Consider the following 15,606-nt stretch of genomic DNA (forward strand, 5'->3'; position numbering starts at 1 on the left):
CATGGTTTAAATGTTTAGTTTTTTACGCAATGGTTTAAGGTACATTTCTTTCTGTTTATTTGGCCTTATTTTGTTTTATATAGTACGCCTTTATTTCCATCAAAATCAAAATCTGCGTGGTATTCAAGTCCAATTTTTTCCAGGACTCTAATAGAAGCTTTGTTTTCTTTCATTGCTCTACCCACTATTTCATTAATTTTTAAGTTGTTGATTCCATATTCGATACAAGATTTTGCAGATTCAGTTGCAAATCCTTTACCCCAATATTTTTTAAAAAATCGAAAACCAATATCGTATTCATTTAAGCTCTGTGTAAATTTAATTCCGCACCATCCTAAAAACGCATCATTTTTTTTATCAATAACAGCCCATCTTCCACATCCATACTTTTTATAAGGCTTATAGTTTTTTAAAAACTTTTTAGATTCCTCAAGGTTTTTAAATGGCTTATCTCCAGTGTATTCTAAAACATCTTTATCTAGATTTAAATTGTAAAAATATTTATAATCGGTTTCATTTAACTCTCTCAAATAAAGTCTTTCAGTTACTATAATTTTTTTCATGTTTTAAGTATTCTAAAGTTTTTATAGCCGAAATACAACTTGTTTTACTTTCAAAAATAATAGTTCTATCTCATATATTCAATCATTTTTGTTACATTCGTTTTATGATATTAGTTACAGGTGGAACAGGTTTGGTGGGATCGCATTTATTGTATCAACTTTCTTTAGAAAACGATACAATAAGAGCCGTTTTTAGAAAAAATAGCAATTTAGAAGCTGTAAAAAATGTTTTTAGCTATTTTTCTGATGATTTTGAAGACTTATTTAAAAAAATAGAATGGGTTGAGGCAGATATTACAGATGTAGTTGCACTAGAAAAAGCATTTAAAAATATCACCGAAGTTTACCATTCGGCAGCATTGGTTTCTTTTAACCCAAAAGATTATCATAAAATGCGAAAAATTAATATTGAAGGAACTGCAAATATTGTGAATTTAAGCATTGAAAATGCTATAAAAAAATTCTGTTTTGTAAGTTCTGTTGCCGCAGTTGGAAAATCTTTAAATGCTGATTTTGTTACTGAAACCAACGAATGGGATATTGAAAAAAGCAATTATGGTTATGCAATTACAAAATATGGTGCTGAAATTGAAGTTTGGCGCGCTTCACAAGAAGGCGTTCCAGTTGTAATTGTAAATCCTGGTGTAATTATCGGTGCTGGTTTTTGGAATACTGGTTCTGGTAAAATTTTCTCTAAAATATATAAAAAATTTAATTTTTATACCAAAGGAATTACAGGTTACGTTTCAGTAAACGATGTTGTAAAAGCAATGCTTTTATTAATGAAAAGTGAAGTGCAAAACGAACGTTTTATATTGGTTGCTGAAAACAAAAGCTACCGAGAAATTTTTAATGAAATTGCTCTAAAATTTAATAAAAAGAAGCCTGCAATTAAAATAACAACATTTATGAGTGAAATTGGTTGGCGATTTGAAAAGATAAAGTCATATTTAACAAACAAACCGCCACTTTTAACAAAACATTCATCAAAATCTATCCATCAAAAAAGATATTTTTCCTCTGAAAAAATTAAAAATACCTTAGATTTTAAGTTTGAACCTATTTCGAAAAGTATACATACCATTTGTAAATTGTATTTAAAAGATATTTAAATCATTTTGGAACGGTGTAATTGCTATATAAATTAATCTTCTTGAAGATCTTTTAATACTAGTTGCAATGAAGTATTGCCATTCCAATGGTTTTCATCAATAGTAAAAGCGGCTTTAAACGGATTTCCATTGGTCGTTAGCTTGTGTTTATCGCCCATACTAAAACCAATAGCATTATAGGTTTGTTGATGCACACCATCTATAATGCATAATTTTAGATGCGTTAGATCTGAACCAACTTTTTTACCATAACCATTGTCGCGTAAACCATCTGCCATAAAAACAGGCTTTAAATTTTGAGGTCCAAAAGGCGCTAACTGATTAATAATTCTGTAAAATTTTGGATTTATTTCTGAAAGTGAAATTTCAGTATCAATTAAAATTTCTGGAGTTCGCAACTCTTCTGGTAAGGTGTTTTTCACCACTTCTTCAAACTTAGCTTTAAATTTTGGGTAGTTTTTTGGCTCCAAAGTTAAACCTGCCGCATATTTATGTCCTCCAAATTGTTCAATAAATTCTGAACATTGTTCCAAAGCTTTATAAACATCAAAACCTTTAACCGATCGGGCAGAAGCTGCTAATTTATCACCACTTTTTGTAAAAACTAAGGTTGGTTTATAATAGGTCTCAATAAGTCTAGAAGCTACAATACCAATTACACCTTTATGCCAAGTTTCAGAAAAAACAACTGTCGAGAAATTCTCAGCTTCGTTATTTTCTTCAAGTTGTTGTAAGGCTTCAACAGTAATTATTTTATCTAAATCTTTTCGTTCTGTATTATTTTTTTCAATTTCTGAAGCAAATTTTACAGCAGTATCAAAATCGGGTTCTGTTAATAATTCAACGGCATAATTTCCGTGTTTAATTCTTCCAGCTGCATTAATTCTAGGTGCAATAATAAAAACAACATCAGTAATTGTTAATGCTGTTTTATCAATTTGATGAATCATTGCTTTAATTCCAGTTCTTGGATTACTGTTTATAACTTGCAATCCAACATAAGCCAAAATCCTATTTTCTCCAGTTATAGGAACAATATCTGCTGCAATTGCAGTAGCTACTAAATCTAAATACGGAATTAAATTTTCTATAGTTTCACCTCTTTTACTCGCTAAGGCCTGAATTAATTTAAAACCAACACCACAACCGCATAATTCCTTGTAAGGATAGTCACAATCTGACCGTTTAGGATCTAATACAGCAACCGCTGCTGGAATTTCATTTCCGGGTCTATGATGATCGCAAATTATAAAATCGATGCCTTTTTTTGTGGCATAATTAACTTTATCAATTGCTTTTATTCCACAATCTAGGGCAATTATTAATGAAAAATTATTGTCTTCAGCAAAATCAATTCCTTGAAAAGAGATTCCATAACCTTCTGCATATCTATCTGGAATATAGGTTGCTATATTTGTATGTAAGGTTTTTAAATAAGAAAAAAGCAACGATACCGAAGTTGTGCCATCTACATCGTAATCTCCATAAACCAATATATTTTCATTCGCTTTTATGGCAGTTTCAATTCGAGCAACTGCTACATCCATATCTTTCATTAGAAATGGATCGTGTAAATTGTCTAAACTAGGTCTAAAAAAAGCTTTGGCTTCATTAAAAGTATGAATTCCACGTTGTACCAATAATTTTGCAAGTGTATATTCAATTCCCAACTCTTTTGCAAGATTTGTGGTAATTGAAGAATCTGTTTCGGGTTTAATTTTCCATCGCATAGCTATAATTTTCTTCAAAAATAAACAAAATAATTTTACACCTTATTTGATTTATATTTAATGAATTTTTTATTTGCTTGTGCATTGCCAATGCTATTATGTTTATAATAAAGAGACTTCACAATGCTACCAATTTTAATAGTTATTAATTTTAAAAATGATTTTATTAAATTAGTAGCATGGATTTTAATTTGCTAGAAAAAGAACTAAAAAAAAGGTTAGATTTTCCATACGAATGGGGAAGAAGGCAAACTGACAATTTTGATAATAATACAAATTTTATTTACAGGACCTCTAATTTTGAGACACTTTTAACGCAAATTGATAATAATTTTAAAAGTGATGTAAATTATGAAGCATTAAAAAATTATGCTCTAAATAGATGGTTTAATTTTTGGTCGGCAAAAGCAATTGAAGCCTGTTTTTGTGAGCATAAAAATGTGACTTCTCATAAAAATGCAAAAGATAAATACACCGATTTTTATATTTCTAAGATTCCTTTTGACCATAAAACCAGTGTTTTTCCTAAAGGATTTAATAAATCAGTTCCGTATTCCTTAGAACACAAACGAGAACTTATAGAGTGGTTTTATAAAAACCAAAGCCAGCAAAAAAGGCATCATTTTAAAAATCGTCTTTTTTTAATTGTATTTGATTACAGCAATCCAAACGAACATTGGAAATTAAAGTCTGAAATATTATGGCTTCAAAAAATTGTTTCAACTTATTTAAGTACTTTTGATGCTCAAAATTTAGAAAGTTTTTACTTTCAAAATCATTTAGTAAAGTCCGATGTTATTTGGGCAATTAAATAATTATAGTGAATTATATAGGCTCCAAACATAAATTAGCATCATTTTTAAAAACAGCAATTACACAGGTTGTTGGAGACAATTTGGAGCAACTCGTTTTTTGTGATTTATTTGCAGGAACCGGAATTGTAGGTCGTAATTTTAAGCCTTTTGTAAAACAAGTAATTGCCAACGATGTTGAGTTTTATAGCTATGTTTTAAATAGAAATTACATTGGAAATTTTAAGAAGTTAGATATTAAAAATCAAATTGATTTTTTAAATAATTTAGAAGGAGTAGAAGGGTTTATTTTTCAGAATTATTGTGAAAATGGGAGTGAAGGGAGATTGTATTTTTCTTCAGAAAATGGAAAAAAAATAGATGCTATGCGTCAGCAAATTGAAGTATGGAAAAGCACGAATAAAATAAATGAAGACACTTATTTTTTTTTATTGGCATCGTTAATTGAAAGTGCGGATAGAGTAGCAAATACAGCTTCGGTTTATGGCGCTTACTTGAAAAAGATAAAGAAATCTGCCCAAAATGAATTAGTTATTCAGCCAGCAAATTTTGAATTAACAAAGAATGCTCATAAGGTTTTTAACCAAGATGGAAATGTGCTAATTAAAAAAATAAAAGGAGATATTTTATATTTGGACCCTCCATACAATGCACGTCAGTATGGCTCTAATTACCATTTGTTAACCACTATTGCGAAATATGATACTTTTGAACCACAAGGTAAAACTGGCTTGCGAAGTTATTACAGGTCTTCATATTGTAAAAAAAATGAAGTCAAAAAATATTTCGTAGAATTAATAAAAAATGCTAACTTTAAGTACATTTTTTTAAGCTATAATAATGAGGGTTTAATGACTGAAGATGAGATACGTAGTGTGATGAGTGCACACGGAAAATACAGTTTAAAAACAACCAATTATCAACGTTTTAAGGCAGATAAAACCGAAAACAGAAATCACAAAGCAACTGAAACAGTTGAATATTTACATATTTTAGAGAAACAATTATGAAGGCACAAGATTACAACAAACTTTTTGATGAAGTAATAGCAAAATATCACATTATAGATAGTGTAGATCAACCATTTGAAAATCCGTATGATAAAAACTCTTTTGAGCATTTATTATATCGTAAAAATTGGATAGACACTGTGCAATGGCATTATGAGGATATTATTCGTTTACCAGATATTGATCCAATCGAAGCAATCGTTTTAAAACGTAAAATTGATGCTTCCAATCAAGATAGAACAGATATGGTAGAGTATATTGATAGCTATTTTTTAAACAAATTTAAAGATGTAAAAGTAAAAGAAGGCGCTAAGATTAATTCTGAAACTCCGGCTTGGGCAATTGACAGGCTTTCAATTTTGGCATTAAAAATTTACCATATGAATGAAGAAGCAACAAGAACATCGGCTTCTGAAGTGCATAGAGCAAAATGTCAAGAAAAATTAAATGTGTTGTTAGAACAACGAATAGATTTATCAACTGCAATTGATGATTTATTGGCTGATTTTGCGTCTGGTGAAAAGTACGTAAAAGTTTACAAGCAAATGAAAATGTATAACGACGAGGATACAAACCCTATGTTGTATTCAAAAAAGTAACAATAATTAGCGTTACAAAAAAGGTGTTTATTCGTCATAGAATAAACACCTTTTTTATGAAAAATAGTTTCCTAATTTTAGTAACAGCACTTTTGCTTATTTCTTGTGCATCAAAATCATCTTTTAATTCTTTTTATGCTGAGCATAAAGATGAATGTGATTTTTCTATAAGTACTCCAGCTTTTTTTGCCAATATTTTTATTCCAAAAGATGATGTTGAGGAATATAAAGATTTGTTTAGGAAAGTAAAACATTATAAAGTAATGATTTTTGAAAATAAAAAAGCATCACTTGATAAGCAATTTGATAGGTTTATAAAACGAAAAAAATATGCTTCTATATTTAAGGTAAAAAGTAATGGAGATCAGGTTAAATTGTATTTTCTAGAAAACAAAAACACGATTAAAGAAATTGTTTTAAAAATTAAAAGTGATAAAGATTTTGTGGTGTTGGGTTTAAAAACCAATATTTTACAAGATGATTTTAATAAAATAATGGAAGGTTCAGATTTAAAATTAACTGGAATTTAGCTTTAAAAAAAGCCCTTCAAAATATTTTGAAGGGCTTTTTTATTCATTCTTATTAGATATTATTTTTTGCTAAAAGTGTAAGTGATACCAAAGTTAACTCCAAAAGAAGAATAAGGAACTGTAGAAGATAATTGTTTAGATCCTGTATTGCTATCACCTAAAGGTAATTCATCAACAAATTCAATTTCATTATTAAAAATACCCGCTAATTCACTCCCTGAAGCTGCAAAAATTGCCTGAACATTTTCAATAGGAAGTGTTGCTCCATCAACTTCTCTTAAAGTAGCACTAAATTCCATTATCTCAGCAGAGTCTCTTGTAACACTAATACCCATATACTCAGCTTCTGCAAAAATTGAAAAATTATCACTTAAATTATGCTTGTAACCTATTGCCCCAACAAAACCTAAAGGAAGTCTTCCTTTATAATCTTGTGTATAATCAATATCTAAAGTAGTAGCAATTGGAACATTTGGTATAACTCCAGCAGGAAGGTTAACGCCATAAATTGAACCTAAAGCTTCCGTTTTACCTCCAACTTTAATTAGAGCTCCAAATCTACCATAAATGTTATTAGTAAATTTATAAACTACTGAAGTTGATAAACCATAGGCTCTACCTCTAGCTTTAATGTCAACTACTGGGCTTCCAGGAACATTAATATCTTTAATTGTTTGGTCTGCACCGTGTAAATATCCAAATCCAAGATCAACACCCCAAGTATCATTAAAAAAGTAACCAGCTCTAAATTGTGCATTTAAACCTTCACCATAACTACCATAAGTATTTTCAGTTCCATTAACAGATATTATTTCACCAAATTTTACACCAGCACTTGGAACTGCATAACCACCACTTCCGCTAACATAAAATTGTGCACTTGCGCTTGTTACAACTAAAATAGCAACTAATAATAATAAATTTTTTCTCATAATTAATTAATTTGTTTAGTAAACTCGCAATATAGTTTATATATAAAATATTTCAAATGACAAATGTTACATTTGTCACAAATAAGTACATAAATTTAAAAAGTATAAGGATGAGTTTATTTTATTGATATTTATTTACTAAAAGTCACTAATTTTTTAGTATTTTCCACAAAAACACCTTTTTCATTAACAATTACTGGGCGTTTTAAAAACGTATATTCATCTAATATTAACTGTCTGTAATCTTTTTCGGTTAAATGTTGGTTTTTTAAATCCATTTGCTTGTATTTTTTAGCTCTTTTGCTAAACAATACTTCGTAGCTTTTGGTTATGTTATACAACGCTTCTAACTGATTTACAGTAATTGGTGCTGTTTTTATTTCTTGTAAAATATATTCTGAAGTGTCCATTTCTTTTAAAATTCTTCGGCAAGTATCACAAGTTTTTAGATAATAAATTTTCTTCATTTTTTATTAAATTAGTGTAAACGTAAATTTACTGTGTTTTTATTTTAAATTTGAATAATTTTAATAAAAACAATAGTATGCAAAAGAAATTTGATGATTTACTTCAAACAAGAAAATTCTTGTTAAAAATTACAGCCAATTTATCGAAAGAACAATTAAATATAATTCCAGAGGGTTTTAAAAATAATATAGCTTGGAATTTGGCGCATTTAGTAGTTACACAACAATTGCTTTGTTATAAATTATCTGGGTTAAAGTGTTTGGTTTCAGAAGAAATGATAACAAATTTTCAAAAAGGAACAGCTCCAAATTACGAAGTTTCTATGGAAGAGTTTGAAAAAATTAAGGAGTTGTTTTTACAATTACCGGTTCAGTTAGAAAAGGATTATAATGCAGGGCTTTTTAAAAATTATACTACTTATACAACAAGTATAGGTGTAAGCTTAAACTCTATTGGTGAGGCTATTGCGTTTAATTTATACCACGAGGGTATTCATCTTGGAGTTGTTTTACAATTATTAAAATTCATATAAAATGAGTGTATTTGCCATAATATCTACACTTGTTGTTATTTCTGCTCTTTTTGGCTACATAAATGTGCGGTTTTTAAAAATGCCAACTACTATTGGTTTAATGGTAATTACTATTGTTTTTACGTTATTGGTTTTAGCTACAAGTATGTTTAACAATACGCTGTTAGAACAAGAAAAACTATTTATAGCTCAAATAGATTTTAAAACGGTATTGTTAGACGTGATGTTAAGTTTTTTGTTGTTTGCAGGAGCTCTGCATACAAATTTTCAGCAATTAAAAGTACAAAGAAAACCAATTTTAATATTTGCAACCTTCAGTACTTTAACTTCAACATTTTTAGTTGGAATATTTTCTTTTTATTTATTGAAGGTAGTAAATATAGATGTTAGCTTTATTTATTGTTTACTTTTTGGAGCATTAATATCTCCAACAGATCCGATCGCTGTTTTAGGAATTTTAAAGCAAGTAGGTGCTCCAAAAATATTGGAAACTAAAATTGTTGGAGAATCTTTGTTTAATGATGGTGTAGGAGTTGTGGTGTTTTTAACAATTTATCAAATTGCAAAAGGAGGAAGCAATATTACTTTTGGTGCCATTGCCGAAATGTTTTTAGTAGAAGTTGTGGGAGGTATTGCACTTGGGTTATTGTTAGGTTGGTTTACCTACAGACTTTTAAAATCTATAGACGATTATGATGTTGAGGTAATTATTACTCTTGCAGCCGTAATGGGAGGAACAGTTTTAGCGCAATACCTGCATCTATCGGCTCCGTTAGCTATGGTTACTGCTGGTTTAATAGTTGGTACAGATACTGTAAGGAAATCTTCTATGAGTAAAACTACAGAACAATATGTAGATAAATTTTGGGAGTTAATTGATATTCTTTTAAATACAGTATTGTTTGTTTTAATTGGAATGGAACTATTAATTCTAACATTTAATAATAAATTTATTATAGCAGGCTTATTGTTGGTCCCAACCTTATTGTTTGCACGTTATTTATCATTAATGTTGCCAATTAAACTGTATGCTAAAAAATTAGATTTTGTTCCAAAAACTAATTTAATTATGACTTGGGGAGGTTTACGTGGTGGTATATCAATAGCTTTAGCACTAAGTTTAACTGCCGAAATGCATCGCGATTTATTTTTAGTAATTACCTATATAATTGTAGTTTTTTCAATAATTGTTCAAGGACTTACAGTTGGGAAATTAATAAAAAAAATAGCAAACTAAAATATTAATTTAGGTAGTAAATATAACCAACATGAATCCATAAAAGCCAGTCGTTATATTTGTTTTCAGGAGCTTGTCTTGCATTTAAACCATCAACATAGTTTGAGAAAAAATATTGCCAACGGGATTCAATTAAAAGATCTGAATAGTAGCCTAATTTTCTTCTAGTTCCAATACCTAATGTTGCTGACATAGTTATCCCTGGTGTTACGCGCGCTGCATCGGGCCATAAATTTGGATCCCATTTTGGGTACAAAATGTCAGGATCTCTCCAATCACCAAGGTCTGAATAGATAGAAGGATTATAAAAATCGACAAATGCTCCACCACTAATATAGGGTGACCATTTTAAATCTGGAATTCTTCTAGATCCAAAATCTACAATATCTACCCAATGAAATTCCAATTGTGCACCAACATTTAATAAATAAGTTTTACCATGGTGCGCTCTTAACCTTTCTCCTAATTCTGATTGTTTATCAGCCCACTGACCAAAATGGTCTAATTTTGCAGACATATAAGATAGTTCTGCTCTAACTCTAAAGTGCTCTGCCCAATAGGTAGTTCGCTGATTCCAACGGTATCTATAATCGGTAAAATTTAAGTAATAAACTGCCCCAAATCCTGGACCTACATTTCCTGCAACATTACTTTTTAAATTGTTTCTTTCGCCGTAATCTGTTGTAAATGAGGCAGACCCATAAATTAAGCCAATTTCATGGCTGCTTTCATCTTGAGCCTTTAAGCTTATAGCGATTAGACTAACTATAAGAACGGTTGCTATTTTATGTTTTATTCTCAAAAATGGGGTTTATTTTATCAAATGTACTAAAATCTATATAAACTTTTAAACCAAATAATTAATTATTCAGTTATAATTAGGTTTTCAGTTGGGTCCCAATTGGCTCTTATTTCAATCTCTTTATCAAAATATTTAATTTTTTCTGGTTGTCGCTTTTCTAAAAAATTACCTGTATCCCAAATCCCGTTGTTATTTTTATCTGTGGTAACTCTTAAATAATAATTACCAGGTTCTAAAGACTCAAATCTAATGGTTTTTAATTCACTTGTTTTAGCAACTCTTACAACCGTATTTTTACTGTTTATTAATTCAACAATAAATGAAGATTTTAGGGAACTATCTATATTTACATTTAAAATTCCGTAATCTTCGGGGGTTTTTGTAGCTACTTTAACAGATAAACTGTCGTTTACAGTGTTGTAAATATCTGTTATAGCATTAGGCAACACTTCAACAGTGTATTTAGAATCGGGTTTTACATCAAAATTTAAATATAGTTTGGTTTTAGATGTTGCTAGAATTGGTTTAAAATTAACTTTTACAGTATCTTGGTTAACTATAGAAATAAAAGATGTATCAATTTTAATAATTGGTGTATTGGAAGTAATAGCAAGTGTATCAATTAAATTCAATGTATTTCCAACACTATTTTGAATTTTTAAGGTATCTCTTTTTGTACTTCTTAATTTTGCGGTAAATTCTTCGAAATACTCTCCTTTAGAAACCTCAAAGTTTAAAGAATCTGCTTCAAAAGGAGTATACCAATAATTAATAGTGTCTTTTGTCGTGTCATAAATTATTTCAGATTTAAAATCGGGAGGAGTTTCAGACAAAAGGTTAATTATTAAATCTTCTGCTTTTCCTTTAAATCCAAAAATTAAATGTCCGCTATTAACTTCTTTTGGTTTTAATATTTTTAATTTGGGTATTTCTTTAAAAATTGTAAAGTTGTAAACACTGTCGGTTGGCATGTTTAATGTGTCATTAATAAAACCTATTTTATCAATATCTGGATCGTAAATTTTATTATTATTTGCATCTTTTAAGGCTATAAGTAAATACTTGCCTTTTCTTACATTGCTAATTTCAAACAAAGTACTGTCTAAGGTGTTTGAAATATAACGTGGTTTTTGTTTAAAAATAATAGAATCTGTAAATGCAGTATCGTATTCATAAAGCATTACATCTAAATTTTTTGAAGTTTCTTTTACAAGTGGATCTGTAACTTCACCTGTAACTTCTAATGAATCTATATACGTTCCAGTTGAAAAAACATATTTAAAATTTCCTAATTTGTTTTCTTCATTATTATCAACAATACTATTTCCAAAGTTGTACAAATAGGTTGTATTTGCATCTAAAGTGTCTAAAATTTTAATAGAAATAAATTTACTAGCAGTTCCTACCGGAGTTATTATTGGTTCATTTTTTTGAGGAGGAGAAATTATAAGTTGTGTTTTTACATCTTTTAACTTAATATATTCATCAAAATAAATTTTAATTCTTTTTTCTTTAAAATTTACAGTTTTATTTGCTGGAATGGCTTTTTCTAATATTGGAGGGATTGTGTCTTTATCTCCACCAGTAGGAGTTCCTCTTCGTGCACAGCTAAAAAGAATGCTTGTAAGCATTAAAACACTTAAAAATTTGAAAAAAGACAACCTCATATACATTTGTTTTGGATACAAAATAACAATTATTTTATTAAAAAAACGCAGTAATTATTCAGGTATTATATTTTTGAAATTTTTTATTGGGTATATGCCATGGTTGCAACACTAATTTTAATGTTTTTATAAGTTTCAAAAGCATTAATACAAGCTTCAAGTGTTGCTCCTGTTGTAATTATATCATCAATTATAAGAATGTGTTTGTTTTTAAGTGTAGTTGTTTTTTGAAGTATAAATTGATGTTCAGAATTTTTCCACCTATCTAAACGTAATTTTTTTGTTTGAGTTTTAGTTGCAGAGGTTTTTAATAGCACATCTTCATAAAAAGGAATATTCAATTTTTGAGATAAGCTTTTACCAAAAGTAGAAACCTGATTGTAACCGCGTAATTGCTGTTTTGTCTTATGAAGCGGAACAGGAATAATACAATCTATAGTTTTAAATCGATTGGAATTGAGTATTATTTCTCCTAACCAATCTCCAATAAAAGTTCCAACTTTTTGTTGGTTTTTATATTTTAATTGATGCATTAATTCTTGTACTTTTCCTTTTTTAAAAAAATACAATAAGCTTGTTGCTTCTTGAACAGGAACTCTTCCATAAAATATTTTTTCAACAATATTATCAATTTCATTGGTAAAATTTGTTACCGGTAAATCGTGTCTGCAATCAATACAAATTAGCTGTTCGTTTGTTGTTAATTGATCTTTACAACACAAACAAATATCTGGATAAAAAATAGTAAATATATCGTTGAGAAAATTCATAGCTTTTTGGTTAAATTATAAAAAATAATTAATTCAAACAAAATTAATTAAAATAACAATGAGTTATAAAAATTAATCCGTAACTTTATAATTATTCAGAAATAAAAATCCTCAAAAGTTTTTAGTATTAATTTTATAATTTAATTTTACGTTTAACGTTTAGTTAAAAAACTCCAATAAACTATAAACCCCTAAATAAACATAAGTCATGGAAGAAGAAAAAAAATCAAACAGTAAAATTATTGTAATCGCTTTAGCTATTTTGCTCATTGGAGCCTTAGCATATACTTTTTATAATAAAAGTGAGCATAAAAAATTAACAGATGCCATTACAGTAGAAAAAGAAGAAATTGAACAAAATTTAGACAATATGATTGTCAAATATGAAGATGCAATTGGTCAAAACACATCAATGTCTAATGAGTTGGCTTTTGAAAGAGATAGAATAATTGCCTTAAGAGATTCAATAAAAGGATTAAAATCAACAAATCTTAATTTAATATTTCGTTACAAAAAGCAAATTGCAAAATTAGAGGAAACAAACAGACGTTTATTTTTTATGACGGATTCTTTAACTGGCGCAAATACTATATTAACCAAAGATTTGGATAGTGCTAGAGTTAGTATTACCAGACAAATTGCTGTTAACGATACGTTGTCGATGCAAAACATTAGTTTAGCCGAAAAAGTTGCAATAGGTTCTGTTTTAAAGGTTAGTTCAGCTAAGGTGTTGGCAATGAGAGAAAGAAATAATGGAAAGTTAGTTGAAACTTCTCGAGCAAGAAATACAGACGCTTTTAGAATTAGTTTTACAGTTGGAAAAAATGAAATTTCTGAACAAGGAGAGCGTCAAGTTTACATCCAAATTATAGATGTAACTACAGGAACTACTATTGCAAGTAAAGGTGAGGTAACAGTATTAAACAATGAAACTATTAATTATAGCGATACAACAAGTATAAACTATTTAAATGAAGAAATAGACGTTGTTAGTTTAGTTGAAGTTGATAGAGATTTAATAGAAAGAGGTGTTTACGCGGTAAACATTTATATAGAAAGTAACATTGTAGGAGTAACTAAAATAACCTTAAAGTAAAAGAAAGTAACTCCAAATTAATTTTATTTAATGTAAAGTGAGTGGAAATAGTTTAGGCTATTTCCACTTTTTTGTTTTTTTGTACTAAAAGCTTTACTATTTTTGCACAATGGCAAATCAAGAAGATAAATTTAAAAAAGTAGTTTCACACGCAAAAGAATACGGTTACGTATTTCAATCAAGTGAAATTTACGATGGTTTGAGCGCAGTGTACGACTATGCTCAAAATGGTGTTGAGTTAAAGAAAAATATTAGAGATTATTGGTGGAAAGCAATGGTGCAAATGCATGAAAATATTGTTGGATTGGATTCTGCAATATTTATGCATCCAACAATTTGGAAAGCATCTGGCCATGTAGATGCTTTTAACGATCCTTTAATTGATAATAAAGATTCTAAGAAAAGATATAGAGCTGATGTTTTAATTGAAGACTATGTAGGTAAATTAGATGCTAAAATTGAAAAAGAAGTTGCAAAAGCTGCAAAACGTTTTGGAGATTCTTTTGATAAAGAACAATTTCTAGCAACAAATCCACGTGTGGTTGGTTATAAAGAGAAAGGTGATGCGATTTTGCAACGTATGGGAAAATCTTTAGAAAATGAAGATCTAGCCGATGTAAAGGTTTTAATTGAAGAATTAGAAATTGGTTGTCCATTATCTGGTTCTAAAAATTGGACAGATGTTAAGCAATTTAACTTAATGTTTGGCACAAAATTAGGCGCTTCTGCCGATACAGCAATGGATTTATACTTACGTCCAGAAACAGCTCAAGGTATTTTTGTAAACTTTTCGAATGTGCAAAAATCTGGAAGAATGAAAATTCCTTTTGGAATTGCTCAAACGGGTAAAGCTTTTAGAAATGAAATAGTTGCACGTCAGTTTATTTTCCGTATGCGAGAATTTGAACAAATGGAAATGCAATTCTTTGTACGTCCTGGAACTCAAAAAGAATGGTACGAACAATGGAAAGAAACCCGTTTAAAATGGCATTTATCGTTAGGAATGGGAGCAGATAATTACCGTTTTCACGATCACGAAAAATTAGCACATTATGCAGATGCTGCATCGGATATTGAATTCAAATTTCCTTTTGGGTTTAAAGAATTAGAGGGAATTCATTCTAGAACTGATTTTGATTTATCTAGTCACGAGAAATTCTCAGGAAAAAAATTACAATATTTCGATCCAGAAATAAATGAGCGCTATATTCCATATGTTGTAGAAACTTCTATTGGTTTAGATCGTATGTTTTTAGCTGTATTTTCGCACGCATTACAAGAAGAAGAATTAGAAAATGGAACCACGCGTACTGTGTTAAAATTACCAGCTGTATTAGCTCCAACTAAAGCTGCAATTTTACCGTTGGTTAAAAAAGATGGATTGCCAGAAATTGCTAAAAAAATTGTTGAAGATTTAAAATGGGATTTCAATGTTGATTACGACGAGAAAGATGCAGTTGGAAGACGTTACAGAAGACAAGATGCTGCGGGTACACCTTTCTGTATTACAGTTGATCACGATACATTAACTGACGATTCAGTTACAATTCGTTATAGAGACACTATGGAACAACAACGTGTTAAAATTTTGGAATTAAGAGCTATTATTAAACAAGAAGTTGATGTGAAAAATTGGCTTATGAAAATGTAAATTTTAATTCATAGAATAAAGGAAGGCTGTTTAAAAGTTAAATTTTAAACAGCTTTTTTGTTAAAAAAATGATAAAATTAAAATACATAATTGCT

16 protein-coding genes are annotated in these 15,606 nt (G+C 29.2%); 9 read left to right on the forward strand and 7 right to left on the reverse strand.

Translation table 11 applies throughout. The annotated features are described in order from the left end of the window. Window positions 1-65: 65 nt before the first annotated feature. Window positions 66-563, reverse strand: a complete 498-nt coding sequence (locus IEW75_RS02545; RefSeq protein WP_134248468.1) for a GNAT family N-acetyltransferase — start codon at window positions 561-563, stop codon at window positions 66-68. Window positions 564-667: 104 nt separating this feature from the next. Here IEW75_RS02545 and IEW75_RS02550 point away from each other — a divergent pair, with 104 nt between their 5' ends. Next, window positions 668-1,675 (forward strand): NAD-dependent epimerase/dehydratase family protein, encoded by a 1,008-nt coding sequence (locus IEW75_RS02550; protein WP_134248469.1) that lies wholly within the window; start codon window positions 668-670, stop codon window positions 1,673-1,675. Between the two features lie 32 nt (window positions 1,676-1,707). On the opposite strand, the gene recJ is transcribed toward IEW75_RS02550, so the two are convergent. Then, window positions 1,708-3,405, reverse strand: a complete 1,698-nt coding sequence (recJ, locus tag IEW75_RS02555; protein ID WP_134248551.1) for a single-stranded-DNA-specific exonuclease RecJ — start codon at window positions 3,403-3,405, stop codon at window positions 1,708-1,710. 179 nt (window positions 3,406-3,584) lie between these two features. On the opposite strand from recJ, the gene IEW75_RS02560 reads away from it, so the two are divergent. Genes IEW75_RS02560 through IEW75_RS02575 form a run of 4 tightly spaced genes read left to right on the forward strand, consistent with a single transcriptional unit; the run spans window position 3,585 to window position 6,356 of the window. After that, window positions 3,585-4,220 carry a hypothetical protein gene (locus IEW75_RS02560; RefSeq protein ID WP_134248470.1) on the forward strand — a complete coding sequence of 212 codons (636 nt, stop codon included), beginning with the start codon at window positions 3,585-3,587 and terminating at the stop codon, window positions 4,218-4,220. A 5-nt stretch (window positions 4,221-4,225) separates the two neighbouring features. After that, window positions 4,226-5,227 (forward strand): DNA adenine methylase, encoded by a 1,002-nt coding sequence (locus IEW75_RS02565; RefSeq protein WP_134248471.1) that lies wholly within the window; start codon window positions 4,226-4,228, stop codon window positions 5,225-5,227. Beyond that, window positions 5,224-5,826 carry a DUF4254 domain-containing protein gene (locus tag IEW75_RS02570; protein WP_134248472.1) on the forward strand — a complete coding sequence of 201 codons (603 nt, stop codon included), beginning with the start codon at window positions 5,224-5,226 and terminating at the stop codon, window positions 5,824-5,826. Before IEW75_RS02565 ends, IEW75_RS02570 begins: the two co-directional genes overlap by 4 nt. Before the next feature lie 56 nt (window positions 5,827-5,882). Then, complete coding sequence (locus IEW75_RS02575) at window positions 5,883-6,356, forward strand: DUF4252 domain-containing protein (protein ID WP_134248473.1); 474 nt, start codon at window positions 5,883-5,885, stop codon at window positions 6,354-6,356. A 59-nt stretch (window positions 6,357-6,415) separates the two neighbouring features. On the opposite strand, the gene IEW75_RS02580 is transcribed toward IEW75_RS02575, so the two are convergent. Beyond that, on the reverse strand, window positions 6,416-7,288 hold the full coding sequence (locus IEW75_RS02580; protein WP_134248474.1) for an outer membrane beta-barrel protein: 873 nt from the start codon (window positions 7,286-7,288) through the stop codon (window positions 6,416-6,418). A gap of 131 nt (window positions 7,289-7,419) precedes the next feature. Then, a complete protein-coding gene (locus IEW75_RS02585; RefSeq protein ID WP_134248475.1) occupies window positions 7,420-7,755 on the reverse strand; it encodes an arsenate reductase family protein in 336 nt (111 codons plus the stop codon). A 77-nt stretch (window positions 7,756-7,832) separates the two neighbouring features. Here IEW75_RS02585 and IEW75_RS02590 point away from each other — a divergent pair, with 77 nt between their 5' ends. Together IEW75_RS02590 and IEW75_RS02595 are read left to right on the forward strand one after the other, a co-directional pair. Beyond that, complete coding sequence (locus IEW75_RS02590; RefSeq protein WP_134248476.1) at window positions 7,833-8,288, forward strand: DinB family protein; 456 nt, start codon at window positions 7,833-7,835, stop codon at window positions 8,286-8,288. A gap of 1 nt (window position 8,289) precedes the next feature. After that, window positions 8,290-9,525, forward strand: a complete 1,236-nt coding sequence (locus IEW75_RS02595) for a cation:proton antiporter (RefSeq protein ID WP_134248477.1) — start codon at window positions 8,290-8,292, stop codon at window positions 9,523-9,525. A gap of 4 nt (window positions 9,526-9,529) precedes the next feature. On the opposite strand, the gene IEW75_RS02600 is transcribed toward IEW75_RS02595, so the two are convergent. From IEW75_RS02600 to IEW75_RS02610, 3 genes are all read right to left on the reverse strand, one after another. Next, the gene (locus IEW75_RS02600; protein WP_134248478.1) at window positions 9,530-10,327 is read right to left on the reverse strand and encodes a THC0290_0291 family protein; all 798 of its coding nucleotides are present in this window, start codon (window positions 10,325-10,327) and stop codon (window positions 9,530-9,532) included. A gap of 62 nt (window positions 10,328-10,389) precedes the next feature. Next, window positions 10,390-11,958 carry an Ig-like domain-containing domain gene (locus IEW75_RS02605; RefSeq protein ID WP_158283797.1) on the reverse strand — a complete coding sequence of 523 codons (1,569 nt, stop codon included), beginning with the start codon at window positions 11,956-11,958 and terminating at the stop codon, window positions 10,390-10,392. Between the two features lie 119 nt (window positions 11,959-12,077). Then, on the reverse strand, window positions 12,078-12,764 hold the full coding sequence (locus IEW75_RS02610) for a ComF family protein (protein ID WP_134248480.1): 687 nt from the start codon (window positions 12,762-12,764) through the stop codon (window positions 12,078-12,080). Window positions 12,765-12,972: 208 nt separating this feature from the next. Between IEW75_RS02610 and IEW75_RS02615 the strand changes: the two genes are divergently transcribed. Together IEW75_RS02615 and IEW75_RS02620 are read left to right on the forward strand one after the other, a co-directional pair. Then, window positions 12,973-13,860 carry a DUF8428 domain-containing protein gene (locus IEW75_RS02615; protein ID WP_134248481.1) on the forward strand — a complete coding sequence of 296 codons (888 nt, stop codon included), beginning with the start codon at window positions 12,973-12,975 and terminating at the stop codon, window positions 13,858-13,860. Between the two features lie 109 nt (window positions 13,861-13,969). After that, the gene (locus IEW75_RS02620; protein WP_134248482.1) at window positions 13,970-15,511 is read left to right on the forward strand and encodes a glycine--tRNA ligase; all 1,542 of its coding nucleotides are present in this window, start codon (window positions 13,970-13,972) and stop codon (window positions 15,509-15,511) included. Window positions 15,512-15,606: the final 95 nt, after the last annotated feature.

This window comes from Lutibacter litoralis (assembly GCF_014646675.1).
Taxonomy (GTDB): domain Bacteria; phylum Bacteroidota; class Bacteroidia; order Flavobacteriales; family Flavobacteriaceae; genus Lutibacter; species Lutibacter litoralis.

Bases quoted from the DNA above. Each gene is read 5' to 3' on its own strand.
- IEW75_RS02545 (WP_134248468.1), bottom strand. From the start codon at position 563: ATGAAAAAAATTATAGTAACTGAAAGACTTTATTTGAGAGAGTTAAAT.
- IEW75_RS02550 (WP_134248469.1), top strand. From the start codon at position 668: ATGATATTAGTTACAGGTGGAACAGGTTTGGTGGGATCGCATTTATTG.
- recJ (WP_134248551.1), bottom strand. From the start codon at position 3,405: ATGCGATGGAAAATTAAACCCGAAACAGATTCTTCAATTACCACAAAT.
- IEW75_RS02560 (WP_134248470.1), top strand. From the start codon at position 3,585: ATGGATTTTAATTTGCTAGAAAAAGAACTAAAAAAAAGGTTAGATTTT.
- IEW75_RS02570 (WP_134248472.1), top strand. From the start codon at position 5,224: ATGAAGGCACAAGATTACAACAAACTTTTTGATGAAGTAATAGCAAAA.
- IEW75_RS02575 (WP_134248473.1), top strand. From the start codon at position 5,883: ATGAAAAATAGTTTCCTAATTTTAGTAACAGCACTTTTGCTTATTTCT.
- IEW75_RS02580 (WP_134248474.1), bottom strand. From the start codon at position 7,288: ATGAGAAAAAATTTATTATTATTAGTTGCTATTTTAGTTGTAACAAGC.
- IEW75_RS02585 (WP_134248475.1), bottom strand. From the start codon at position 7,755: ATGAAGAAAATTTATTATCTAAAAACTTGTGATACTTGCCGAAGAATT.
- IEW75_RS02590 (WP_134248476.1), top strand. From the start codon at position 7,833: ATGCAAAAGAAATTTGATGATTTACTTCAAACAAGAAAATTCTTGTTA.
- IEW75_RS02595 (WP_134248477.1), top strand. From the start codon at position 8,290: ATGAGTGTATTTGCCATAATATCTACACTTGTTGTTATTTCTGCTCTT.
- IEW75_RS02605 (WP_158283797.1), bottom strand. From the start codon at position 11,958: ATGCTTACAAGCATTCTTTTTAGCTGTGCACGAAGAGGAACTCCTACT.
- IEW75_RS02610 (WP_134248480.1), bottom strand. From the start codon at position 12,764: ATGAATTTTCTCAACGATATATTTACTATTTTTTATCCAGATATTTGT.
- IEW75_RS02615 (WP_134248481.1), top strand. From the start codon at position 12,973: ATGGAAGAAGAAAAAAAATCAAACAGTAAAATTATTGTAATCGCTTTA.
- IEW75_RS02620 (WP_134248482.1), top strand. From the start codon at position 13,970: ATGGCAAATCAAGAAGATAAATTTAAAAAAGTAGTTTCACACGCAAAA.